The following is a 23,785-nucleotide window of genomic DNA, read 5'->3' as shown; positions in this document are numbered from 1 at the left end:
AAAAGCTCATTTTACGATGATGGGCTATTAGACAAAGAATGATCTCACAGCACAAATCCACAGCCACCGAGCAGCATGAACATGAATGAAAGCGGTATTAGCGGCCCCCTGGCGGCCGATCACGGGGACCTGGCGGTCTATTGCAAACTGGCGGCAGTGACCATGATCTGGGGCGGCACCTTCGTCGCCGGGCGTTACCTGGCCGGTGGGCTTTCGCCCTGGCTGGCTGCCAGTCTGCGCTTCTTGCTCGCCAGCCTGGCCCTGCTTGGCTTCATGGCGGTGGCGCGCATTGCCCTGGCCCGACCCAGCCTCAAGCAGCTCGGCCAACTGGCGCTCCTGGGGTTCTTCGGCATCTTCTTCTACAACCTGTGCTTCTTCCTCGGCTTGCAACAGGTCAACGCCTCGCGGGCGTCCTTGATCGTGGCGCTCAATCCTGCGGTGATTGCCCTGGCGTCCTGGGCACTGTTCAAGGAGCGCCTGAGCCGGCGCAAGTTGTTGGGCATCCTGTCGTGCCTGAGTGGCGCGGCCCTGGTGATCTGCAGTCGCGATCCTTCGGCCCTGGCTGCCGGGGCAGGGGGCTGGTATGGCGACCTGCTGATACTCGGCTGCGTCCTGGGTTGGGGGGTGTACTCGCTGTTTTCCAAAGGCCTCAATCAGCACCTTGGCCCGTTGCAGACCGTTACCTATTCGATCCTGATGGGAACCCTGATGCTGTGGGTTGCAACCCTGGCCCGGGGCGAGTTCGACCTGCACGCCATTGCCCGCCTGGACCTGAGCCAGGGCTTGAGCCTGCTGTACCTGGGCGTCCTGGGGTCCGCGCTGGCCTACATCTGGTACTACGACGGCCTGCGACGCATTGGTGCCACCCGCTCCGGAGTGTTCATTGCCCTCAACCCGCTGACGGCAGTGCTGCTGGGCGCACTGTTGCTGGGAGAGCAACTGAGCCTGGTGATGGGATTGGGCGGGGTGTTGATTCTCGGCGGCATCTACCAGTGCAACAAACCCCTTGCGGGCCAGGCGAAAAAGGCGATTTTATAGAGAATGCGGACAAAGGCTTTTACGCTGTGTAGAATCCGGTTACGCATACAATAATAAAGTCTTCTGGCAGCAGAAGCCTCGTCCCCCAGCCTGTAAGACAGGGTCGAAATGAAGATTCTCGGGTTTCAACTGATCTACGGTGACTTCCTCGCCCGCAGCGTGCGGGGCATCTCCTGCGCACCGCCTTCTTTCCTCAGCATTGATAGCAACTAACGATCCGTTAATTCTAAAAATATGATGAGGCGCCAACCATGGCAGATATCTTCGAAAACCCAATGGGCCTGATGGGCTTTGAATTCATCGAATTCGCATCGCCTACCCCCAATACCCTCGAACCGATCTTCGAGATCATGGGTTTCACCAAAGTCGCGACCCATCGTTCAAAAGACGTGCATCTGTACCGCCAGGGTGCGATCAACCTGATCCTCAACAACGAACCCCACAGCGTCGCCTCGTACTTCGCCGCTGAACACGGCCCGTCGGTATGCGGCATGGCGTTCCGGGTCAAGGATTCGCAAAAGGCCTACAAGCGCGCCCTGGAACTGGGCGCCCAGCCGATCCACATTGAAACCGGGCCGATGGAGTTGAACCTGCCGGCAATCAAGGGCATCGGCGGCGCGCCGTTGTACCTGATCGACCGTTTCGGTGAAGGCAGCTCGATCTATGACATCGACTTCGTGTTCCTCGAAGGCGTGGACCGCAACCCACCGGGTGCCGGCCTGAAGATCATCGACCACCTGACCCACAACGTGTATCGCGGGCGCATGGCCTATTGGGCCGGCTTCTACGAGAAGCTGTTCAACTTCCGCGAGATCCGTTACTTCGACATCAAGGGCGAATACACCGGCCTGACCTCCAAGGCCATGACCGCTCCGGATGGCATGATCCGCATCCCGCTGAACGAGGAATCGTCCAAGGGCGCCGGGCAGATCGAAGAGTTCCTGATGCAGTTCAACGGCGAGGGCATCCAGCACGTGGCCTTCCTCACCGACGATTTGGTGAAGACCTGGGACGCGCTGAAGAAGATCGGCATGCGCTTCATGACCGCGCCGCCGGAAACCTACTACGAGATGCTCGAAGGCCGCCTGCCGAACCACGGCGAGCCGGTCAACGAGTTGCAGTCCCGCGGCATCCTGCTGGACGGCTCTTCGGAAGCTGGCGACAAGCGCCTGCTGCTGCAGATCTTCTCGGAAACCCTGATGGGGCCGGTATTCTTCGAATTCATCCAGCGTAAAGGCGACGATGGTTTCGGCGAGGGCAACTTCAAGGCACTGTTCGAATCGATCGAACGCGACCAGGTGCGTCGTGGGGTACTGGCCACCGAGTAACCCTCGGCAGGCTTGAACACAGAGCCCGATCAGGTCTTGCCTGATCGGGCTTTATATTGCCTGTCGGTTGGCGATAGTGAATGTGTTAATGTTTCCGCCTTTGTTTCCCAGCCCTTGACCGATGCCTCGATGAACACACCCAGACCGTCCCTGACCTTGACCCTGTTGCAGGCCCGTGAGGCCGCCATGGCCTTTTTCCGCCCCTCGCTGAACCAGCACGACTTGACCGAGCAGCAATGGCGGGTCATCCGCATCCTGCGCCAGAACGGTGAGCTGGAGAGCCACCAACTGGCAAAGATGGCCTGCATCCTGCCGCCGAGCATGACCGGCGTGCTGACCCGCCTGGAGCGTGACGAGTACGTCAGCCGCCGCAAATCCCCGGAAGACCAGCGCCGCCTGTTCATCACCCTGACCGATAAGGGCCAGGCCTGTTTCGAGTCCATGAGCGGCGACATGGAAATCAACTACCAGAAAATCCAGCAGCAATTTGGCGAGGACAAGATGCAAGCCTTGTTGGCCCTGCTCAATGAGCTCAAGCAGATCAAGCCCTGATCCCCAGCGGCGCCCGAACCTGGCCTGCCCAGGCCCATCCGGGCGCGTCGATCAGTTGCGGCGCTGGCGCAGCAGGTGCCTGACCCCTTCGAGCACCAGCACCAGCACCGCCAGCCAGACCGGGATGTATGTCAGCCATTCCCCGGCCTTGATGCTTTCCCCGAGCAGCAGGGCGACAAACAGCAGCAACACCGGCTCTACATAACTGAGCAGGCCGAACAGGCTGAAGGCCAGCAAGCGACTGGCGATGACGTAGCACGCCAGCGCCGAGGCGCTGATCACCCCCAGCAGAGGAATCAGCAGGTATAGGCCGGGATGGCTGTCCACCACGGCAAATCCCTGTTCGCCGCCTTGCACAAACCACAGTGCCACCGGGATCAATAGCGCCATGTCCAGCCACAGGCCACCCAGATGATCGGTGCCCAGGCGACGCCGCAGGACGAAATACACCGGGTAGCCCACGGCCACCACCAGGGTCGCCCAGGAAAAACTGCCCACTTGATACAGCTCGTTGAGCACCCCGAGGCAGGCCAGCAGCGTGGCCACTTTCTGCAGGCGCGACAGACGCTCGCCATACACGATGCGTCCGGTCAGGACCATGGTCAGCGGCAGCAGGAAGTACCCCAGTGACACATCCAGGCTGTAGCCGTTGAGTGGCGCCCACATGAACAGCCAGAGCTGCACCCCCACCAGGGCCGACGACAGCAGCAGCACCAAGCTCAGCAGCGGTTTGCTTGCCACCTGACGCAGCACTTGGCCGACCCGGTGCCACTCGCCGCTGAAGATCATGAACAGGGTCATGCAGGGCAGGGTCAGCAGCATCCGCCAGCCGAAAATCTCCACCCCGGTCAGGGGCGTCAGCAGGGAGGTGTAGAAATACATGACGGCAAACAGCACCGACGCCAGGACCGATAACGCAATTCCTTTAGACACACTGTCCTCGTAATACCCGAACGCTCGGGACACATAGAAATAGGGGGGAGAAGCGAGGGGGAATATAGAGGGTCAGGCGCGAGTTTTTTGCTCTGATTGCGCCATCGCGGCGGGATTTTTTCTCGTTTATGGCCACAGTGCCGCCGAGCCTGCTGAGCCCAAGGCCGGTGGCGCGCGCCTTTGCGCCGCCACCGGCAGCGTTCAGCCCAGGTGCGGAAAACGACCGGAGACGAAATGACTCACATCGTTGAAGCCCGGGGTCGAGGCGTGCCCCGGGGTCACCAGGGCGTCGATGAAGGCTTCGTCCTCAGGGCTGATCTTCACCTGAAGGGCCCGGGTGTAAGCGTCCCACTGGGCTTCGGTGCGCGGGCCGACAATCGCCGAACTCACTGCCTGGTTGTTCAGCACCCAGGCGATGGCGAACTCGACGATGCCGACCCCGCGGCCCTGGGTGTATGCCTGGATCTGCTGGGCGATGCGCAGGGATTCCACCCGCCACTCGGTTTCCAGGATGCGCTTGTCCTGGCGTCCGGCGCGGCTGCCGCTGTCCGGGGCCACGTCCGGCGCGTACTTGCCGCTGAGCACGCCACGGGCCAGGGGGCTGTAAGGCACCACGCCGAGGCCATAGGCCTTGGCCGCGGTGATCTGCTCGGCCTCGGCCTGGCGGTTGACGATGTTGTACAGCGGCTGGCTGATGACCGGGCGGTCCACACCCAACTGGTCGGCCACGCGAATGGCCTCGGCAATCCGCCAGCCGCGGTAGTTGGACAGGCCCCAGTAGCGGATTTTGCCCTGGCGCAGCAGGTCGCCGATGGCCGAGAGGCTCACCTCCAGCGGGGTGTTGTGGTCCTCGCGGTGCAGGTAGTAGATGTCCAGGTAATCGGTGCCCAGGCGGGTCAGGCTGGCCTCGATGCCGTTGAAGATGTGCTTGCGGCTCAGGCCGCTGCGGTTGGGCAGGCCGTCCACCGGGCCGAACCCCACCTTGGACGCCAGCACCCACTCATGGCGGTGGCGGGCGATGGCTTCACCGACGATTTCCTCGGAGCGGCCCTGGGTGTAGACGTCCGCGGTGTCGATGAAGTTGATCCCCTGGTCCCAAGCCTTGTCGATGATGCGCAGCGAGTCTTCGGTGCTGGTCTGCTCGCCGAACATCATGGTGCCCAGGGTCAGGCTGGAAACCTTGAGACCGGAGTGGCCGAGGGTGCGATAGCTCATGGGCGAAATCCTTGTGCTAGAAGGGTGGCCGGGGCATCTCCGGCCATGGGGGGCGATCATCAAATACCACAACGCCGGGCTAGCGCAATGCCTGAATGGCGCCTCCTCGCCGGGGCCGGCTTTTCGGCAAAGAGGTCCGTGAGATCGCCTGCAAGGACTTTGCGCAGGAGCCGGCTTGCCGGCGAACCGCGCAGCGGCCAGTTGCCCCGGGCCGGTGCTGGTCAGGGGCACAGCGCCCGACAGCGCTGCAACACAAAGCTGTGCAGCAGGCGCACCCGCTCGGAAACCTGCAGGCGATGTGGACACAGCAGATTGAACGGCGCCAGTTCCCCTTGCCAGTCGCCGAGCAGCGGCACCAGGCGCCCGGCGCGAATGTCCTCGGCCACGTCCAGCCGGGCCTTGTAGACGATGCCGTGGCCGGCCAGGGCCCAGCGCCGGGCCACTTCGCCGTCGTCGCACAGGTAGTCGCCGCGCACGGGCACCTCGCGCGTCTCGTCGCCACGGCTGAAGCGCCAGCTGTCATAGGGCTGGCCGTTACGCAGGTAGAGCAGGGCACTGTGGTGCGACAGGTCTTCGGGGGACTGCGGGGTGCCGCAACGGGCCAGGTAAGCCGGGCTAGCGCACACCAGGCGACGATGTTCGGGGAGGATCGGCAGGGCCACCAGGCTCGAGTCCGCCGGCACGCCAAAGCGCAGGGCCACATCCACGGTGTCGCGGAACAGGTCGGCATGGCGATCGTTGAGCCGCAGTTGCAGGCGCAGTTGCGGGTGCTCGGCCTTGAATTCGTCAAGCCAGGGCAGCAGCGCGTTGCGTCCGAAATCCGAGGGCGCCGACAGTTGCAGCACACCGGCCAGGCCCTGGCTCTGCTGCTTGAGCGCCTGTTCACCGTCCTCCAGGTTGGCCAGGGCCAGACGCACGCTTTCCAGGTAGCGGCGCCCCTCTTCGGTCAGGCGCATGCTGCGGGTGGAGCGCGCCAGCAGGCGGCTGCCCAGGCGGGTTTCCAGGCGCTTGAGGGCGATGCTGGCCGCAGCGGCCGTCATGCCCAGGGAGCGGGCGGCGGCGGAAATGCTCCCGGAATCGGCCGTGCGCACGAAAATTTCCAGGTCGAGGATTGAGCTCATTAGTAAAAATCCTTTAAAGATCTTTGCGTTTTAGCGGGATTTTTCCTCGATTGGCAAGCTGTGAAGATGCAATCACCTTTACATGACCCAGGTGATCGCAATGACTCTTTCCAATCCAAGCTTGCAGCACAAGACCGTGGTGGTGATTGGCGCCGGCAGCGGCATCGGTGCTGCCGTGGCCCGTCAGGCGGCCGCACGCGGGGCCAAGGTGGTGCTCGCCGGGCGCAGCCTCGAAGCCTTGCAACGGCAGCAGGCGCAGTTACCGGCATCGGCGTCGGCCCGCAGCCTCGCCGTGGACATCACCGACGCCGCCAGCCTCGGTGATCTGTTCAGCGCCGTGGGCGCCTTTGACCATCTGGTGATCAGTGCCGGTCCGGCGATCACCGCCAAGCCCCTGGCCGACACCGATCTGCTGGATGCCCAGCGGGCGTTCGAGGTGAAGTTCTGGGGCGTGTGGCGCGCGGTCCAGGCGGCGCTGCCCCATCTGGCGGCTCAAGGCAGCATCGGCCTGACCTCAGGTTTGCTGTCACGCAAAATGGTCCCCGGACAAGTGCTCAAGACCACCCTCAATGCCGCCCTCGAAGCCCTGGGCAAGCACCTGGCCAAGGAGCTGGCGCCACGCCGGGTGAATGTCATCAGCCCTGGGGTCACTGCCACCGAAGCCTATGCCGGGATGCCCGAGGAGGCGCGTCAGGCGATGTTTGCGCGCACCGCCGCCAGCCTGCCGGTGGGCCGTGTCGGCCAGCCGGATGACATCGCCGCGGCCTTTATCCTGGCCATGGAGAACGGCTTTATCAGCGGCAGCCTGATCGACGTCGATGGCGGTGGCCTGCTATGAGCTGGCGCTTCGATCACCTGGCGTTCAACTGTGCCCAGGGCCAGGCGTTGCAGCAGGCATTCGCCGATCTGTTGGGCCTGCAAGCGGGACGGCGTCCACCGTTTCCCTTTCCCGGACGCTGGCTGTATCAGGACCGGCAGGCGCTGGTCCACGTCATCGAACAGGCCGATAGCCCAGAGCCGCAACTGAGTCACATCGCCTTCAGCACCCAGGAGGCGGCCGAAGCCGTGTTGCAGCGGGTGCAAGCCAGTGGCCTGGAGCATCAGGTGGCGCAGGTCCCGGAAGACGGCATCTGGCAGATCTTTGTCCGTCTGCCCGGCGGCCTGGTGCTGGAGCTGGATGCCCCGGCGGCGGGGGAGTTGAGCATCAGCCACGACTACGCCCGGCGCGGTGGCGCCCCGAGCTGAGGCCGGCCATGAAAAAGCCCGTTGGAGCAGAGGCTCGAACGGGCTTTTTTCGTTGTTGGGCGGTGTGTTGCCGGGGTTCAGCGGTTCAGGGTGCGGGTCATGCGCAGCGCCAGCAGGCTACCGCCGACAATCACCCCGGCCAGCAGGTACAGCGCGGCATCGGTGGAGCCGGTGCTGTCCTTGACCCAACCGACCAGGTAGGGGCTGAGGAAGCCGGCCATCTGGCCCATGGAGTTGATCAGCGCCAGGCCACCGGCCGCGGCTCCGGCACTGAGCAGGGCGGTGGGCACCGGCCAGAACATCGGCAGGCCGGTGAGGGCGCCCATGGTGGCGAGGGTCAGGCCGAGGATGGCCAGGGCCGGGGTGCTGGCGAAGTTCACCGCGATCAGCAGGCCCACGGCGCCCATCAGCATCGGCACCACAAGGTGCCAGCGGCGCTCCTTGCGCAGGTCCGCCGAACGGCCCACCAGCAGCATGAACACCGCCGCCAGCAGGTAGGGAATCGCACTCAGCCAGCCGATCACCAGATTGTCGGCAAAGCCCAGGTTCTTGATGATCGACGGCAGCCAGAAGTTGATCGCGTAGACCCCGCTCTGTATGCAGAAATAGATCAGGCCGAAGGCCCAGATCGCCGGATTCTTGAACACGGCCGCCAGGGAATCGCTGGCGGTTTTCGGCTGGTTGGCGGCGTCCGCGGCCTGGTCGGCCTCCAGCACCGCGCGTTCAGCCGGCGTCAGCCACTTGGCGTGGGCGAAGCTGTCGCTGAGCAGGAAGAACGCCAGGGCGCCGAGTACCACCGTGGGAACGCCCTGCAGCAGGAACATCCACTGCCAGCCGGCGAGGCCGCCTTGTCCGGCCGCGAAGTGATTGAGAATCCAGCCGGAAAACGGGCTGCCCAACAACCCTGAGACCGGGATCGCCGACATGAACAGGGCCATGATCCGGCCCCGGCGGAAGGTCGGGAACCACTGCGAAAGGTACAGCACCACCCCGGGGAAGAAGCCGGCTTCGGCGGCTCCGGTGAACAGGCGCAAGGTATAGAACTGGGTCGGCGTGGTGACGAACAGCAGGCAGGTGGACAGGGTGCCCCAGGTGATCATCATCAGCGCGATCCAGCGCCGTGGGCCGAACCGGTTCAGCGCCAGGTTGCTCGGTACGCCGCACAGCACGTAACCGATAAAGAAGATCCCGGCGCCCAGGCCGTAGACCGTTTCACTGAATTTCAGGGCATCGAGCATCTGCAACTTGGCGAAGCCAACGTTGACCCGGTCGAGGTAGTTGAACAGATAGCAAACGAAGATGAAGGGGATCAGGCGCAGGGTGATGCGCTTGTAGACGGCGTGCTTGTCGTCAGCCTGGGCCAGTGGGGCAGCGGCGCTCTGTGACATGGAGTGTCTCTCTTTATTATGATTTTTTGCGGTGCAAGGGTAACGTTGACCGCCCCGAGAGTCTCAGTCACACCGAGGTCGCTGTCTTTGTGCCGGCGCACAGCGATTGGCCGCCGACCCTGTGCCACTGAACAACGTCCAAGGACCTTCCCTCTATGTTCGAACTCGATCATGACCTGGCGCAGGACATCGTCGACCGCACGATGGCCATCCTGCCCTACAACGTCAACGTCATGGACAGCCAGGGCTTGATCCTGGGCAGCGGCGAGCCGGAGCGCATCAACACCCGCCACGAAGGCGCGCAACTGGTGCTGGCCAACGGCCGGGTGGTGGAGATCGACGAGCCCACCGCGCGCCAGCTCAAGGGGGTGCAGCCGGGGATCAACCTGCCATTGCTGCACGACCAGCGGCTGATCGGCGTGCTGGGCATCACCGGCGATCCGGCCTTGCTGCGCACCTACGCCGAACTGGTGCGCATGACCGCCGAGATGCTGGTGAGCCAGCGCCACCAGCAGGCCGAACAGCAATGGCGGCGCCAGCGTTGTGACGATCTGCTGGCCCTGCTGTTGAGCGACAGCGGCGACTCGCCACGGCTGGTGGATGAAGCCCGGCAGATGGGCCTCAAGCCGCAATTGGCGCGCACCCCTTACCTGTTCGAACTGGCGCCGGAGCAGCCCGTGGGGCAGGGCGTCGAGACCCTCAGCACCTGGCTGATGAGCCGCTACCCGGACAGCTGGTGCGTCAGTTCGTCAAAGACCTCCCTGCTCTGGTGTCGCCCGGCGAACTTCAGCCTGGACAACCCGCGCCTGCTGGAAAAACTCGACGGCCAGGGCTGGAACATCCTGCGGGTTGCCGTGGGCGGGCAGGCTGAGGGCCTGGCCGGATTGCGCCGTTGCTATCGTCGGGTCGGTGACCTGCTGGCCTACGGCCGCGACCTGCTGCCGGACTCGCGCCTGCTGACCCTCAACCGCTACCGCCTGCCGGTGATGCTCTGGCGCCACCGCAACGACGACGCCCTGGACGAGTTGCTGACACCGTTGCGCAAGGTGCTGGCCAAGGACAGCAACGGCCAGTTGCTGGCGACCTTGCGCAGCTGGTGCGACCACGATGGCCAGAGCCAGGCCTGCGCCGACGCCTTGGGCATTCACCGCAACAGCCTGCGCTACCGCATGGAGCGGATTGCCGAACTCAGCGGCGTCGACCCCTTGCGCCTGGACGGCATGCTGGCCCTGTACCTGGGGGTGCAATTGCTGCCCCCCAACACCGCTCAACACAATCCCCTGTAGCCGCTGCCGAGCCATGGCGAGGCTGCGCAAAGGCCCGCAGGGCCTTGCCTGGCAATCTCCCGTCAAACCTGTATCGCCTTCAAAACCCTCGCGAGCGCTCCGCGCCCGTTCGCAGCCTGCGGCAGCGGCTACAGAGTCCAGGAGGATTTAACTGGTGTAGCCGCTGCCGAGCCATGGCGAGGCTGCGCAAAGGCCCGCAGGGCCTTGCTTGGCAATCTCCCGTCAAACCTGCATCGCCTTCAAGCCCCTCGCGAGCTCTCCGCGCCCGTTCGCAGTCTGCGGCAGCGGTTTCAACGCTAGGCGAGGTTGCGCCGTTGTAGCAATGAACAATAAAGCGCCCCCGGACTTGTGCAGCGGACCGGGGCCAGCGCCTGCGCCAAGTGGCAGCATGGCGGCACAAGAACCGGAGAACACCCCATGAAGATCATCATCGCCCCCGACTCGTTCAAGGACAGCCTGAGTGCCGAAGGCGTGGCCCAGGCCATTGCCCTGGGGCTGGCCGAGGTCTGGCCCGACGCCGAGCTACGTCAATGCCCGATGGCCGACGGCGGCGAGGGCACGGTGGAGTCGATTCTCGCCGCTTGTGACGGGCAACTGCGCAGCCATCGGGTCCAGGGGCCGCTGGGGGCGACGGTCGAAGCCCGCTGGGGCTGGCTGCCCCAGAGCCACACGGCAATCATTGAAATGGCCGAGGCCAGCGGCCTGCAATTACTGGCGCTGGACCAGCGCGATGCCTGCAACAGCAGCACCTTCGGGACGGGGGAACTGATCCTGGCCGCGCTGGAGGCCGGGGCCCAGCGCATCATCCTGGCCATCGGCGGCAGCGCCACCAACGACGGTGGCGCCGGTGCCCTGCAAGCCCTGGGTCTCAAATTGCTGGATCGCCAGGGCCAGGTACTGCCCCGGGGTGGTCTGGCCCTGGCTGATCTGGCCGGTATTGAGCTCGATGGCATGGACCCGCGTCTGGCCCAGGTGCGTTTTGAAATCGCCGCCGACGTCAACAACCCGCTGTGTGGCGAGCACGGTGCCTCGGCGATCTTCGGCCCGCAGAAAGGTGCTTCGCCGCAACAGGTGCAAGCGCTGGACCGTGCCTTGGGGCACTTCGCCGACCTGTGTGCCCAGGTATTGCCCAAGGACCTGCGTGACGAACCCGGCAGCGGCGCGGCGGGCGGCCTGGGGTTTGCCGCCAAGGCGTTCCTCGGCGCGCAATTTCGCCCGGGGGTGGAAGTGGTGGCGGAGCTGGTGGGCCTGGAGCAGGCCATGCAGGGTGCCGATCTGGTGATTACCGGCGAAGGGCGTTTCGACGCCCAGACCCTGCGCGGCAAGACCCCCTTTGGCGTCGCACGTATTGCCCGGGAGCAGGGCGTTCCGGTGATCGTGATTGCCGGCACCCTGGGCGAGGGTTACCAGCAGATGTACGCCCACGGTGTGGACGCAGCCTTCGCCCTGACCAGCGGTCCCATGAGCCTGGAACAGGCCTGCCGCGAGGCCCCGCGCCTGCTGCGCGAACGCGCCGCCGACATCGCCCGCGTCTGGCGCCTGGCCCGCAACGCCCGCTAGACACTCGCTGGAGCTGGTCAGCGAAGTTCGTTAATTAGGGCCGGTGGTGGGCATATCCGCTGCTGCGGTAATGGCTGCTTAGGGTGTCGCTCTCACGGTGGCGGTTTGGGGGGCATATCCATTTCTGCGGGGGCGGCGGCTGGCGGTTTCGCCCTTACGGCGAGTCACTTTGGGGCCCCAAAGTAACCAAAGGGCTTTGCCCCTCCACTCGGTGCCTCGCCTAGGCTCGGCATGCCCGAACTCCGGCATTGATCCGTGGGCCGCCGCCACCGGCCATCCATGGCCGGGTGGCCGCTAACCCGGCATCCTTGCCGGGTTACCCACGGCTCAATGCCTGCGTTCGGCCATCGTGGTTAACGGGGCGTTCAGATCAAGATCAAGATCAAGATCAAGAGCCAGACGGCGGCCTTGCGGCCGGCCTGAAGCAGGGGGGCGGGGTGTTCCCAGTGAGCTGGCTGGCCAGCGAAGAGGCTGCCAGCCAGCGTTCGTCAGTAGACCCCGCCTTCGCTCGTGGGGGCGTCCAGGGTCTTGTACTGGCCGACCAGGCTCTGCAGGCCTTTCATCAGCACTGTGGTGTCCACCCCCACGGCCACGAAGTTGGCCCCCAGTTCGATGCAACGCCGTGCCAGACGCTGATCGGCACTGAGAATCCCCGCGGCCTTGCCCGCCTGACGAATTCGCACGATGGCGTCTTCAATCGCGGCCACCACCTCGGGGTGCCCGGGGTTGCCCCGCTGGCCCATGGCCGCCGACAGATCCGCCGGGCCGATAAACACGCCGTCGACTCCGTCCACCGCGAGAATCTCATCCAGGTTGCGCAGGCCTTCGAGGTTCTCGATCTGCACCAGCAGGCACATCTGCTCGTCCGCCTGATCCAGGTAGCCGGCGATGCTGTTCCAGCGCGATGCCCGGGCCAGGGCGCTGCCGACCCCGCGCACCCCCAGCGGCGGATAGTGCATGGCGCGCACCAGCTGACGTGCCTGTTCGGCGCTTTCCACCATGGGAATCAGCAGGGTCTGGGCGCCGATGTCCAGCAATTGCTTGATCAGCGCGGTATCGCCGATGGGTGGGCGGATGATGCCCTGGGCTGCATAGGGCGCGATGGCCTGCAATTGCGCCAGCAGGCTGCGCAGATCGTTGGGCGCGTGTTCGCCGTCCAGCAACAGCCAGTCGAAACCGGCGTTGGCCGCCAGCTCGGCGCAGTAGCCGTCGGCCAACCCCAGCCACAGGCCGATCTGTGGTTCGCTGTGTTGCAGGCGTTGTTTGAACAGGTTTATCGGCATGTCCATGGTGGTCTCCTCAGACAAAGCGGCAGGCGATGCTGCCCAACTGATCGTAGTCCACGTGGAAGACATCCCCGGGACGGGCGGCCACCGGGCGCGTGAAGGAGCCGCCGAGAATGATCTGCCCGGCTTCCAGGCCGACGTCGTAGGCCGCGAGCTTGTTGGCCAGCCAGGCCACGCCCTTGGCCGGGTGGTTGAGTACCGCGGCAGAGACCCCGGACTCCTCGATCACGCCATTGCGGTAGAGCACCGCCGGCACCTTGCGCAAGTCCACATCCCCGGGGCGCACGGCGCGGCCACCCATTACCACCCCGGCGTTGGCGGCGTTATCGGAGATGGTGTCGAACACCTTGCGGGTGGCCTGGGTCTGCGGGTCCACTTGCTGGATGCGCGCGTCGATGATCTCCAGGGCCGGGATCACCCAGTCGGTGGCGTCCAGCACATCGAACAGCGTGCAGTGGGGGCCTTTCAAGGGTTTGCCGAGGATGAACGCCAGCTCCACCTCGACCCGGGGCACAATAAAGCGCTGAAAGGGAATGTCCGTGCCTTCATCGAACAGCATGTCGTCCAGCAAGGCGCCGAAATCCGGCTCGGTGATGTTGGACGATACCTGCATCGCCCGGGACGTCAGGCCGATCTTGTGGCCCACCAGCTTGCGGCCGTCGCGGATCTTCTGCTCCACCCAGCTGCGCTGGATGGCGTAGGCATCCTCGATGCTGATGTCGGGGTATTGCAGGGACAACTGGCCGATCTGCTCGCGGCTGCGTTCGGCAGCGTTGAGGCGCGCGGCGGCTTCTTGGATATCCGAAGGGCTGAGCATGGTTATTTCTCCCGAGGGTTGACGATATGGGCAGGCACCCGCAGCACCAGCCAGGCGCCCAGGGCGATCAGCAGGGCCAGGGCATAGAGGGCGAGGCTGGCGCTTTGGGTGGCGTCGCGCACCACGCCAATCAGGTAGGGCGCGAGGAAGGCGGCCACACTGCCGAAGGAACTGATCAGGGCAATGCCCGCGGCCTGGGTGCTGCTGGCGAGAAAGGCCGGTGGCAACTGCCAGAACATCGGCAGCGCCGCGCTGGCGCCCATGCCCGCCACCAGCAGGCCGAACATCACCAGCCAGGGGTCGCCCGGGGCCAGCCCGGTGAGGGTCAGGCCGAGGCTGGACATCAATAGCGGTATTGCCAAATGCCAGCGGCGTTCGCGCAGGCGGTCCGAGGAACGGCCAACGCCGAGCATGAACAGGCAACCGGCCAGATAGGGCAGGGCGCTGAGCAGGCCGACGTTGCTGTCCCGGGCGATGCCGGCGTGGTGGATCAGGGTCGGCATCCAGAAGGCGATGGTGTTCACCGCCAGCATCACCGCGAAGTAGATGCACACCAGCAGCCAGACATGGCGCTCCGTGAGGATGTCGCTGAAGCGGTTGATGGACTTGCGCTGTTCTTCCTGTTGCAGGGCCTGCAACAGCTGGGCTTTCTGCGCCGGGGTCAGCCAGTCCACCTGCTCGATGCTTTCCGGCAGGGCCTTGAGCACCACTAGACCCAGCAACACCACGGGCAAGCCTTCAATGAGGAACATCCACTGCCAGCCGCGCAGGCCGCCGACGTCGTGGAAGCTTTCCAGAATCCACCCCGACAGGGGCCCGCCAATCACCCCGGCCATGGGCACGGCAATGGCGAACAGCGCGGTCACCTGACCGCGGCGGCTGGCCGGGAACCAGCGGTTGAGCAGCACCAGGATGCCAGGGAAGAACCCCGCCTCGGCGACCCCCAGCAGAAAGCGCAGCACATAGAAGCCCCAGGCGCTGTCCACCAGCATCAGGGCACTGGACAGCAGGCCCCAGACCAGCATCAGCAAGGCGATCCAGCGCCGTGGCCCGACCCGCTCCAGGGCCAGGTTGCTGGGCACCCCGAACAGCGCGTAGGCCACGAAGAACAGCCCGGCGCCGAGGCCGTAGACGCTGTCGCTGAAGCCCAGGTCCTGGGTCATCTGCAACTTGGCGAAGCCGATATTGATGCGGTCCAGGTGGGCGAAGATGTAGCAGACGAACAACAGCGGCATCAGCCGCCAGGTGATCTTGCGATAGCAGTCGTTGACCTCGGCCACAGGAGCCTCGGCGATTGCGGGATGGGACATGGGGAGATCTCGTTATTGTTCTTGTGTGGGTCGGCTTGCCAGCGAAGTCTGCCTCGGGGCTGGCGCCTGGCTTGCGGGCCTGTTCGCTGGCAAGCCAGCTCCTACGGGTGGCATGGGCGTTGTGTAGGAGCCGGCTTGCCGGCGAAAGGGCCGGCACAATGCTCAGGCCTGTCCGCGCAGAAACTCATGCACGTTGTTGTGCTTGAAGTTCAGCTCGGCATCCAGCTCGCTCATCTCGAACGACAGGGCCAGCAAGCGCTGGGCCTGTAGCTCGGCAAAGTGCGCCTTGATGATGTCGAACAGGCCCTCGGCCACTTGGCGCCGGGTCGCCAGGTCGCGCCCGGCCCCTACTTGCAGGCGCATATGAACAAAGGCGTAGTCGTGCTTGCCGTCGGCCATGCGCCAAGTGTCCAGGCGCACGCCGCGGCTGCGAATGCCCCCAAGGGGGAACACGCCCGTGGCGCCCAGGTAGTCATGAACCTTGCTGAACAGCCCCGGCAGATCGGCGGCCTGTTCGATGTTGTCGGTGTACTCAGCGATGAAATGCGGCACGGGAAGCCTCCTTGGGAGGCAGCGGCAAGCGTCAAGCTGCAAGCCACAAGAGCGGACTCCTGTGACTTGAGGCTGGTGGCTTGGCACTGCTTTCGATTGTGTCTTGCAGCGAGTGGCTGGAACTTGCCGCTGCTTCTAGAAGATGGCGTTGATCTGGCCGGTGCCGGAGCTGCCGAACAGCGGCGTGATGATCTCCGCCGGGCGCTGGTGTTCCGGCCCGCCCAGCAGCCCCAGGAGCATTGCCGTGTCGTGCATGCCGCCCTCGCCGTGGCAGCTGCTGGCGTAGTCCGGGAGCATGGCGCAGAACTCGCGAAAGCGACCTTGCTGCCACAGTTCCACCACCCGCTGGTCCACCTGCTTGTCGAATTCCCGGGTCCAGTTGTGGATGTTGGCTTCGGCTTCGCGGTCGTTGGAGAAACGGTGGGACAGGGAGCCGGAGGCCAGCACCAGGACCTTACGGTCGCTCTTCTCGATGGCGCGGCGTACCGCGGCGCCGAAGGTGAAGCTGTCCTCCAGTTTGTGCCAAGCGCACCAGGCGGCGATGGACACCACCTTGAAATGCTCGGCGGCGGGTACATCCATGTGCATGTAGCGCATGGGCACCAGGGTCCCGTACTCCAGCTCCAGGCTGGGGATGTTGTGGGCCAGGGTGCGCACGTCGGCGGCGTTGGCCTCGGCGGCGATCAGTTCCCCCAGCTCCGGGCAGCCCTGGTAGTCGTAGGTCATGTTCTTGATGAAGTGCGGCAGCTCGTTGCTGGTGTAGGTGCCGTTGAAGGCTTCACCACAGTTGATGTGGTAACCGCTGTTGACCAGCCAGTGCACATCGAACACCACCGCGGTGTCGGCCCCCAGCGCCCGGGCGCGGCGAGCAATTTCCTTGTGCCCGGCAATGGCCGCCTCACGGCAGCCGTGGTGCTTGCCCGGCAGTTCGGACAGGTACATCGATGGAACGTGGCAGACCTTGGCGGCCATGACGACTTCGCCCATGGTGCTTCTCCTGAAACATCTTCTTGTTGGCGTGATCCGGGACGGTTGTAAACCTTACACGCCCCAGCGCGGGATGTGATGGCTGCCCATGGAGAGGCAGACGTTCTTGATCTCGGCAAACACTTCGAAGCTGTATTCGCCGCCTTCGCGGCCGGTGCCCGAGCCCTTGACGCCACCAAACGGCTGGCGCAGGTCGCGGACGTTCTGGCTGTTGATGAACACCATGCCGGCCTCGATGCCCCGGGCCAGGCGATGGGCCTTGCCGATGTCCTGGGTCCAGATGTAGGAAGCCAGGCCGTACTCGGTGTCGTTGGCCAGTTGCAGGGCCTGGGCCTCGTCCTTGAACGGGATCAGGCACACCACCGGGCCGAAGATCTCTTCCTGGGCGATGCGCATCCGGTTGTCCACGTCGGCGAACACCGTGGGCTGGATGAACTGCCCGCGAGCCAGGTGTGCCGGCAGGTTGGCCGGGCGTTCCAGGCCGCCGGCCAGCAAGGTCGCGCCTTCTTCCAGGCCGATGCGGATGTAGCCGGTGACCTTGTCGTAGTGGGCCTGGGTGATCATCGAGCCGACCTGGGTCTTGGGGTCCTGCGGGTCACCGACGATCAGGCGCTTGGCTCGGGCGGCGAACTCCTTGACGAACTGCGGGTAGACGCTTTCCTGGATGAAGATCCGGCTACCGGCGGTGCAGCGCTCGCCGTTCAGGGAAAAGATGGTGAACAGCGCGGCGTCCAGGGCCCGCTCCAGATCAGCGTCCTCGAAGATCAGCACCGGCGACTTGCCCCCCAGTTCCATGGAGTACTTCTTCAGGCCGGCGGTCTGCATGATCTTCTTGCCGGTGGCGGTGCCGCCGGTGAAGGAGATTGCCCGCACGTCCGGGTGGCGCACCAGGGCGTCGCCGGCAGTGGCGCCGTAGCCCTGGACGATGTTCAGTACCCCGGCGGGAATCCCGGCTTCCAGCGCCAGCCGGCCCAGCTCATTGGCGGTCAGTGGCGACAGTTCGCTCATCTTCAGCACCGCGGTATTGCCCAGGGCCAGGCACGGCGCGGTCTTCCAGGTGGCGGTCATGAACGGCACGTTCCATGGCGACACCAGGGCGCACACGCCCACCGGCTGGTACAGGGTGTAGTTGAGCATCTGGTCGTCCACCGGATAGCTGTGGCCATCCATGCGGGTGCAGACCTCGGCGAAGAAATCGAAGTTGTGCGAGGCCCGGGGAATCAGCACGTTGCGGGTCTGGTGGATCGGCAACCCGGTGTCCAGGGTTTCCAGCTCCGCCAGGTGCGGCACGTTCTCCTCGATCAGCGCACCCAGGCGGCGCATCAGCCGGGCGCGCTCCTTGGCCGGGGTATTGGCCCATTTCGGAAAGGCGTCCTTGGCCGCCGCTACCGCCTGGGCGATTTCCTCGGCGCCGCCGCTGGCCACCTCGCCAATGGCTTCACCGGTGGCGGGGTTGTAGTTGGTGAACACTTCACGGCTTTCGACTTCGCGGCCGTTGATCCAGTGTTTGATCATTTATGCGTGCTCCTTGGCCACGGCGGTGGGCTCTGGGTGGGCGTGATGGGCGAAGAATTCGCTTTCGCTGACGATGCGGTTGACCAGCCGGCCGACACCTTCGATTTCCACCACCACCTCATCGCCGGGCACTACATCGCTGAGGCCTTCGGGGGTGCCGGTGGCGATCATGTCCCCCGGTTGCAGGGTCATGAAGCCGGACAGGTATTCGATCAGGTAGGGGATGTCGAAGATCATGTCGGCGGTGCTGCCTTGCTGGCGCAGCTCGCCGTTGACCCAGGTGCGCAGGGTCAGCTTGTTGGGCTCCGGCACTTCGGCGGCGTCGATGATCCACGGGCCGACCGGGGTGGTGGCGTCGCGGTTCTTCACCCGCAGGTTGGGCCGGTAGTAGTTCTCCAGGTAATCGCGGATCGCGTAGTCGTTGCACAGGGTGTAGCCGGCCAGGTAGTCCAGGGCGTCCTCGCGCTTGACGTTGCGCGCAGTCTTGCCGATCACCGCCACCAGCTCGCACTCGTAGTGCATGTAGGCGACGTTGTCCGGGCGCCAGGTCACCTGGTTGTGTCCGGTGTAGGTGCCAGGGGACTTGATGAACACCAAGGGCTCGGCGGGCGGCTTGAAGGCCAGTTCGGCGGCGTGGTCGGCGTAGTTCAGGCCCAGGGCGAACATGGTCCCGGTGGCCGGGGGCAGCCACTGCACCTGATCCTCGGCCAGGGTCCGGCCGTCTTCCAGTTGCAGGGTATTGGGGCCGGTGACCCGAGCGTCGTGGACCTGGCCCTGATAGCGGATGCGCGCGTGTTTCATGTCGGTTCCTTATTCGGCAACGATGCTGTTGGCCAGACGGCCCAGGCCGCTGATCTGTACTTCGACCCGGTCGCCGGGGCGCACATCGACCCGGCCCTCGGGAGTGCCGGTGATCAGCACGTCTCCGGCATGCAGGGTCATGAATTCGCTGATCTCGGCAATCAGCTGGGGGATGTTGCGCACCAGATTGGCGGTGCTGTTGTGCTGCACCCGCTCGCCGTTGACGAACAGCTCCAGGCTCAGGTCGTGGGGATCGCTGATCTGGGCGGCCGGCACCAGCTGCGGGCCGATGGCGCAGAAGCCGTCGCGGCATTTGGCCTTGACTGCCGGGCGGTAGTAGCTGTCTTCCGGCAGGCTGAACTCGTTGACGATGGTGTAGCCGGCCACATGTTCCAGGGCGTTTTCCAGGCTCACCCGGCTGGCGCGCTTGCCGATCACCACCCCCAGGGCCGGGCCCGGTTGCAGGCGTTCGACGTCCTTGGGGAACACCACGGGCGCTTCATGGCTGTTGCGGGTGTTGGGGGTCTTGATGAACAGCACCGGCTTCACCGGAGGCTTCTGGTAGGGCGGCTGGGTGAAGCTTTGCAGATGGCTGTGCAGCAACCCCTGGTAGTTCAGCGCAACGCCGAACAGGGTGCCGCCGGCGTGATCGTTCAGTGCACGGCTCATCGAGCGTCTCCTGGTTCCTGGTGTCGGGGCCCGTAGTGGCGCTTGCCGCTCGCGGGGTGAATTCGTTAATGTATTAACGTTATATTTAATATGTTAATGATCGTCAAGCGCCAGCCTGAACGATTGCGTCTTGCCCTGGCGGGCAAGCCGCGAATCGCGCAGGATGCCAACGCTCTGCGTGCTGAAAAATAAAAAACAGAAGGGTGCCATGAACCCACGTCAACCCATTCCCAACATCAACATCGGCCAGGTCTACGATCAGCGCTACGCCGATGCCCAGGTGCATTACGACAAGCTCAGCAACCTCGCCGGCTTCTTCGGGCGCAACATGCCCGTGCATCGCCACGACCGCTTCTTCCAGGTGCATTACGTGCAAAGCGGCGCGGTGCGGGTCTACCTCGACGACCAGCAATACCTGGAGTCGGGACCGATGTTCTTCCTCACTCCGCCGACCATTCCCCATGCCTTCGTCACCGAAGCCGACAGCGAGGGCCACGTGCTCACCGTGCGCCAGCAACTGGTGTGGGAGTTGATCGGTGCCGATCCGACGCTGGCCCCCGCGCCCCAGGTACCGCCGGTGTGCGTGGCACTGGCGCGCCTGGGGCCGGAGTTTGCCAATGAAGTACAGCGCCTGGAGTCCCTGTTCCAGGCGTTGCAGCAGGAAATCGGCGGGCAGGGGGCTGGGCGCGAGCCGGCCCTGGAAGCCCTGACCCGGTTGCTGATGATCAGCCTGCTCAGGCTTTCGGCCAATTCCCTCAAGGCCCGTCCGGCACGGCATGAAGACTTGCAGATCTTCCATCGCTTCAACGAGTTGATCGAGGCCCGCTACCTGGAGCACTGGCCCCTGGCGCGCTACGCCAGCGCCTTGGGGGTCACCGAAGCGCGGCTCAACGACGTCTGCCGACGCATCGCCGACCTGCCGTCCAAGCGCCTGGTGTACGAACGCCTGATGCAGGAATCCAAGCGCTTGCTGCTGTTCACTGCCAGTTCGGTGAATGAAATCTGCTACCAGCTGGGCTTCAAGGACCCGGCCTATTTCAGCCGGTTTTTCCAGCGTTACGCCAAGCTCGCGCCGGGGGAGTACCGGGCGCGCCAGGGGCAGACCAACCCGCCTGCGGCCGAGACGCCGAAGCGCCCCTGAGCCCCGGCTCAAGTGCATGTTGCGCCTTGAGGCATGCTGCGCGGTTGCGCGGGTGCCGTACCCAGCAATAGGTCCGCGGCCTTTTCGCCGATCATGATCGCTGCCGCGTTGGTGTTGCCGGTGATCAGGCTCGGCATGATCGAGGCGTCCGCCACCCGCAGCCCCTGGAGGCCGTGGACCCGCAGTTGGTCGTCCACCACTGCCAACTCGTCGTGGCCCATCTTGCAGCTGCCCACCGGGTGGAACACCGTGCCCAGGTGCTGACGAATCCACTGCTCGATCTGCTCCTGGCTCTGTACCTGCGGGCCGGGCACCAGCTCGCCTCGCAAGCGTTGGGAGAAGGCCCGGGTCGCCGCCAGCTGGCGCACCAGGCGCAAGCCGGCCACCAGCTTGCGCAGGTCCTCCGGGTGGCTGAGGAAGTTGGCCTCGATCAGCGGTTTGTCGTGCGGGTCGGCGGAGTTCAGGCGCACCCGGCCACGGCTTTGCGGGTGCATCACCGCCACGTGCAGGCTGATGCCATGGCCCACGGGAATCAGGCGCTGCGGCTGGTTCTTCAGGGCCGGGGCGACGATCAACCCCAGCTCCGGCACCGGGTCCTCGGGCGTAAGGCGCAGAAATGCTCCGGACTCGACGGTGTTGGAGGTCAGCGGTCCCTGGCGCCGGGTCAGGTACTGCCAGGGCGAACGGGCCAGGGGCAGCAGGCCCTTGGGCGAAAGACCGTAGCCCAGTTCGGGGTCGCTGCGGTACATCAGCACGATGTCCTGGTGGTCCTGCAGGTTCAGGCCGACCCCCGGCAACGGGTGGCGCGGCAGGATGCCGTGGGCTTTCAGTTCCTCCGCCGGGCCGATGCCGGAGAGCAGCAGCAACTGCGGCGAGTTGATTGCCCCGGCGCAGAGGATCACCTCCCGACGCGCCTGCAACTGGCGGACCTGGCCGTTGTGGCTGATCTCCACGCCGCTGGCGCGAGTGCCTTGCAGCAGCACCCGGTGGGTCAGGGTGCTGCTCAGCACGGTCAGGTTCGGCCGCTGCAGGATCGGGTGCAGAAAGGCCCGGGCGGCGCTGCAACGCTCGCCGTTGATCTGGGTGACATGGAAGGGCCCGAAACCTTCCTGTTCCGGGCCGTTGAAGTCCGGGTTGTAGCTCCAGCCCAGCTCCGTGGCCGCCTCATAGAACACCTGATTGACCGGGCTCGGGCTGCGCTGCTCGGCCACGTTGAGCTCGCCGTGCTGGCCATGCCAGGGCGAGTCGCCGGGTTCGAAATGCTCCGAACGCTTGAAATAGGGCAGCAGCTCGTCGTGGCTCCAGCCCTGGTTGCCGGCGGCGGCCCAGCGGTCGAAGTCCTGCCGGTGACCACGGATGTAGATCATGCCGTTGATGGCGCTGGAGCCGCCCCAGACCCGGCCGCGGGGGCAGGGGATGGGCACCTCGCCGCTGCCGGCCTGGGGGCTGAATTGATGCATCCAGTTCCAGCGCGGGTTGGCGATCAGGCGGATGATCCCTGCCGGGGTGCGCACATAGGCGGCGGGCAGCAGGGTGCGGTCGCTGGGCCCGGCCTCGATCAGGCACACCTTGAGCTTGGGGTCGGCGGACAGACGGTTGGCCAGCACGCAACCGGCGGAGCCGGCGCCGACCACTATGTAGTCGAAGGTTTGCGTGGTGTGTTCAGTCATGGGGGATACCTCTTGGGCAGTCACAAAAATCCATCTCACAGCCCCAGCAGCGAGCCGACGTCGAGGGTCACTTGCAGGCCGACGACAAAGCCGTTGCCGCTCAGCTCGCGGGCCTCGGGGTTGTAGAAATTGTCCGGGTTGATCAGGTACTGGACGCTGGGTTCCAGGGCCAGTTGCCGGGTCAGGGCGATGTGGGCGTTGGCTTCCAGGGCATAGACATTGCGCTCGCCCTGGCGCGGGTCGCCGCCGTTGGCGGTCCGTGCCTGTTGCTGGAAGCGCAGCTGGTGATCGTTGAGGCGCAGGTAGCTGGCCTTGAGGTTGAGCTTGTCCCGGGGCCGGTCGAAGGGCGCCAGATAGGTCAGCCCGGCTTCGGCGAAGTGGCTGAAGGGCTGCTTGTCATCGGCCGCCGCCGACAGCGAGCCGAACAACAGCAGGGCCTGGGGCGCGCTGCCCGATCCGGCGTCGGCGCGCCACAGCGACTGCTGGAACTTGAAGAAGGCGCCGCCGCTGCCGAACGCCATGGCCCCGGTCAGCGGGTCCACCTGCTTGGAGGTGTTGTAGAAACCGTTGAGTTCGTAGTGGGAGCTGTAGGCATCGCGGTTCTGGCTGCCGATGCCCAGCAGCAGGCTGGTGCCGCTGGCGTCGTCGGTGCTGAGGTCCAGGCCCTTGCGCTCCTTCAGGTAGTCCACCGGGTTGGATTCGAAGGCGCCGCCGTGCACGTACCACTGGGGCGTCAGCTGGTACTTCAGGTAGCCGCCCCAACTGCCGTAGGGCGGCGGCAGGATGCCGGTGGAAGAGTCGATGATCGGGTCGTTGCAGGTGATGGTGCTTTCGCAGTTGTAGATGTAGAAGTAGCGCCGGGCGTTGGTCCGCCCCAGGCTCAGGTCGACCCGGCCATCGAGCCAGGTCTGCTGGTAGGTCAGCAGGCTCAACTGGTTGCTGGTGAGGTCGTTGTGGATCGGCGCGCCGCCAAAGTAGCTGCCGGCGGCGCCTTGCCAGTTGCGTGAGGTGGGCACGCCGGTCTGGTGATCGAGGATGAACAGGGTCTGCTCGAAGTGCAGCGCCGCGCCGTCGAGCCCGGCGAAGGTCCCCAGGTCGATATCGGCGCCCACGAACAGGTCGCCGCTGTTGCCAAAACTGTGGGGCCGCGGGCCGGTGTCGAGGTTCTTCATGGCCAGGCTGAGGAACTGCACATGGGGCGTAATGCCCTGGTCGGCCAGGTAATCGCCCAGGCCGGACAGCGGCCCGCTGCGGGGCGCAGCCGGGGCATCGGCGAAGCCATCAAGGGGCAGCAGCAGGGCTGCCAGCAGCGGGCACAGCGCATAGGAAGCATTCATGTCGGGTACTCGTTTCTTGTTGTTTTTGTCTTGA

General features: G+C 65.0%; 22 protein-coding genes. 8 read left to right on the top strand and 14 right to left on the bottom strand.

Going from position 1 to position 23,785, the window contains the following annotated elements; genetic code table 11:
* The first annotated feature begins 81 nt into the window (after positions 1 to 81).
* From LOY69_RS17025 to hpaR, 3 genes are all read left to right on the top strand, one after another.
* Positions 82 to 1,038, top strand: coding sequence for a DMT family transporter (locus LOY69_RS17025; protein WP_265074906.1), 957 nt, complete (start codon positions 82 to 84; stop codon positions 1,036 to 1,038).
* 251 nt (positions 1,039 to 1,289) lie between these two features.
* Complete coding sequence (gene hppD, locus LOY69_RS17020) at positions 1,290 to 2,366, top strand: 4-hydroxyphenylpyruvate dioxygenase (RefSeq protein WP_102882616.1); 1,077 nt, start codon at positions 1,290 to 1,292, stop codon at positions 2,364 to 2,366.
* A 129-nt stretch (positions 2,367 to 2,495) separates the two neighbouring features.
* Positions 2,496 to 2,918: a homoprotocatechuate degradation operon regulator HpaR gene (gene hpaR / locus LOY69_RS17015; RefSeq protein ID WP_102863268.1), complete on the top strand. Its 423-nt coding sequence runs from the start codon at positions 2,496 to 2,498 to the stop codon at positions 2,916 to 2,918.
* A 51-nt stretch (positions 2,919 to 2,969) separates the two neighbouring features.
* Here the strand turns inward: hpaR and rarD are convergent, their stop codons facing one another.
* The 3 genes from rarD to LOY69_RS17000 form a co-directional block, all read right to left on the bottom strand.
* Positions 2,970 to 3,851: an EamA family transporter RarD gene (gene rarD, locus LOY69_RS17010; RefSeq protein ID WP_102882617.1), complete on the bottom strand. Its 882-nt coding sequence runs from the start codon at positions 3,849 to 3,851 to the stop codon at positions 2,970 to 2,972.
* A 201-nt stretch (positions 3,852 to 4,052) separates the two neighbouring features.
* Complete coding sequence (locus LOY69_RS17005; protein WP_110596607.1) at positions 4,053 to 5,066, bottom strand: aldo/keto reductase; 1,014 nt, start codon at positions 5,064 to 5,066, stop codon at positions 4,053 to 4,055.
* A gap of 221 nt (positions 5,067 to 5,287) precedes the next feature.
* Positions 5,288 to 6,187, bottom strand: coding sequence for a LysR family transcriptional regulator (locus LOY69_RS17000; RefSeq protein ID WP_102882619.1), 900 nt, complete (start codon positions 6,185 to 6,187; stop codon positions 5,288 to 5,290).
* Between the two features lie 100 nt (positions 6,188 to 6,287).
* On the opposite strand from LOY69_RS17000, the gene LOY69_RS16995 reads away from it, so the two are divergent.
* Positions 6,288 to 7,025 (top strand): SDR family oxidoreductase, encoded by a 738-nt coding sequence (locus LOY69_RS16995; RefSeq protein WP_265073273.1) that lies wholly within the window; start codon positions 6,288 to 6,290, stop codon positions 7,023 to 7,025.
* Positions 7,022 to 7,432 carry a hypothetical protein gene (locus LOY69_RS16990; RefSeq protein WP_265073272.1) on the top strand — a complete coding sequence of 137 codons (411 nt, stop codon included), beginning with the start codon at positions 7,022 to 7,024 and terminating at the stop codon, positions 7,430 to 7,432. Before LOY69_RS16995 ends, LOY69_RS16990 begins: the two co-directional genes overlap by 4 nt.
* Positions 7,433 to 7,509: 77 nt before the next feature.
* Here LOY69_RS16990 and LOY69_RS16985 read toward each other — a convergent pair whose 3' ends face one another.
* Positions 7,510 to 8,820 carry an MFS transporter gene (locus tag LOY69_RS16985; protein WP_170003966.1) on the bottom strand — a complete coding sequence of 437 codons (1,311 nt, stop codon included), beginning with the start codon at positions 8,818 to 8,820 and terminating at the stop codon, positions 7,510 to 7,512.
* A 155-nt stretch (positions 8,821 to 8,975) separates the two neighbouring features.
* Between LOY69_RS16985 and LOY69_RS16980 the strand changes: the two genes are divergently transcribed.
* Both LOY69_RS16980 and LOY69_RS16975 read left to right on the top strand, forming a co-directional pair.
* On the top strand, positions 8,976 to 10,106 hold the full coding sequence (locus LOY69_RS16980; protein ID WP_110596611.1) for a sugar diacid recognition domain-containing protein: 1,131 nt from the start codon (positions 8,976 to 8,978) through the stop codon (positions 10,104 to 10,106).
* Between the two features lie 417 nt (positions 10,107 to 10,523).
* The gene (locus LOY69_RS16975; RefSeq protein WP_123394276.1) at positions 10,524 to 11,666 is read left to right on the top strand and encodes a glycerate kinase; all 1,143 of its coding nucleotides are present in this window, start codon (positions 10,524 to 10,526) and stop codon (positions 11,664 to 11,666) included.
* A 488-nt stretch (positions 11,667 to 12,154) separates the two neighbouring features.
* Here the strand turns inward: LOY69_RS16975 and hpaI are convergent, their stop codons facing one another.
* The 8 genes from hpaI to LOY69_RS16935 form a co-directional block, all read right to left on the bottom strand.
* Positions 12,155 to 12,955 carry a 4-hydroxy-2-oxoheptanedioate aldolase gene (gene hpaI, locus LOY69_RS16970; protein ID WP_265073271.1) on the bottom strand — a complete coding sequence of 267 codons (801 nt, stop codon included), beginning with the start codon at positions 12,953 to 12,955 and terminating at the stop codon, positions 12,155 to 12,157.
* A 10-nt stretch (positions 12,956 to 12,965) separates the two neighbouring features.
* Complete coding sequence (gene hpaH / locus LOY69_RS16965) at positions 12,966 to 13,769, bottom strand: 2-oxo-hept-4-ene-1,7-dioate hydratase (protein WP_102863279.1); 804 nt, start codon at positions 13,767 to 13,769, stop codon at positions 12,966 to 12,968.
* Between the two features lie 2 nt (positions 13,770 to 13,771).
* Positions 13,772 to 15,079 (bottom strand): MFS transporter, encoded by a 1,308-nt coding sequence (locus LOY69_RS16960; RefSeq protein ID WP_265073270.1) that lies wholly within the window; start codon positions 15,077 to 15,079, stop codon positions 13,772 to 13,774.
* 162 nt (positions 15,080 to 15,241) lie between these two features.
* Positions 15,242 to 15,631: a 5-carboxymethyl-2-hydroxymuconate Delta-isomerase gene (locus tag LOY69_RS16955; RefSeq protein WP_265073269.1), complete on the bottom strand. Its 390-nt coding sequence runs from the start codon at positions 15,629 to 15,631 to the stop codon at positions 15,242 to 15,244.
* Between the two features lie 135 nt (positions 15,632 to 15,766).
* On the bottom strand, positions 15,767 to 16,618 hold the full coding sequence (hpaD, locus tag LOY69_RS16950) for a 3,4-dihydroxyphenylacetate 2,3-dioxygenase (protein WP_265073268.1): 852 nt from the start codon (positions 16,616 to 16,618) through the stop codon (positions 15,767 to 15,769).
* Positions 16,619 to 16,672: 54 nt separating this feature from the next.
* Complete coding sequence (hpaE, locus tag LOY69_RS16945; protein ID WP_102882628.1) at positions 16,673 to 18,133, bottom strand: 5-carboxymethyl-2-hydroxymuconate semialdehyde dehydrogenase; 1,461 nt, start codon at positions 18,131 to 18,133, stop codon at positions 16,673 to 16,675.
* On the bottom strand, positions 18,134 to 18,934 hold the full coding sequence (locus LOY69_RS16940) for a fumarylacetoacetate hydrolase family protein (RefSeq protein ID WP_265073267.1): 801 nt from the start codon (positions 18,932 to 18,934) through the stop codon (positions 18,134 to 18,136).
* 9 nt (positions 18,935 to 18,943) lie between these two features.
* Positions 18,944 to 19,603 (bottom strand): fumarylacetoacetate hydrolase family protein, encoded by a 660-nt coding sequence (locus tag LOY69_RS16935; RefSeq protein ID WP_265073266.1) that lies wholly within the window; start codon positions 19,601 to 19,603, stop codon positions 18,944 to 18,946.
* A 208-nt stretch (positions 19,604 to 19,811) separates the two neighbouring features.
* Between LOY69_RS16935 and hpaA the strand changes: the two genes are divergently transcribed.
* Positions 19,812 to 20,744 carry a 4-hydroxyphenylacetate catabolism regulatory protein HpaA gene (hpaA, locus tag LOY69_RS16930; protein ID WP_170004698.1) on the top strand — a complete coding sequence of 311 codons (933 nt, stop codon included), beginning with the start codon at positions 19,812 to 19,814 and terminating at the stop codon, positions 20,742 to 20,744.
* Between the two features lie 8 nt (positions 20,745 to 20,752).
* On the opposite strand, the gene LOY69_RS16925 is transcribed toward hpaA, so the two are convergent.
* Together LOY69_RS16925 and LOY69_RS16920 are read right to left on the bottom strand one after the other, a co-directional pair.
* On the bottom strand, positions 20,753 to 22,414 hold the full coding sequence (locus LOY69_RS16925) for a GMC family oxidoreductase (protein ID WP_265073265.1): 1,662 nt from the start codon (positions 22,412 to 22,414) through the stop codon (positions 20,753 to 20,755).
* A gap of 35 nt (positions 22,415 to 22,449) precedes the next feature.
* Positions 22,450 to 23,751 (bottom strand): carbohydrate porin, encoded by a 1,302-nt coding sequence (locus LOY69_RS16920; protein ID WP_265073264.1) that lies wholly within the window; start codon positions 23,749 to 23,751, stop codon positions 22,450 to 22,452.
* Positions 23,752 to 23,785 lie beyond the last annotated feature (34 nt).

It is taken from the genome of Pseudomonas sp. B21-059 (genome assembly GCF_026016285.1).
Taxonomy (GTDB): domain Bacteria; phylum Pseudomonadota; class Gammaproteobacteria; order Pseudomonadales; family Pseudomonadaceae; genus Aquipseudomonas; species Aquipseudomonas danubii.
This window is presented reverse-complemented; position numbering and strand designations above follow the sequence as displayed.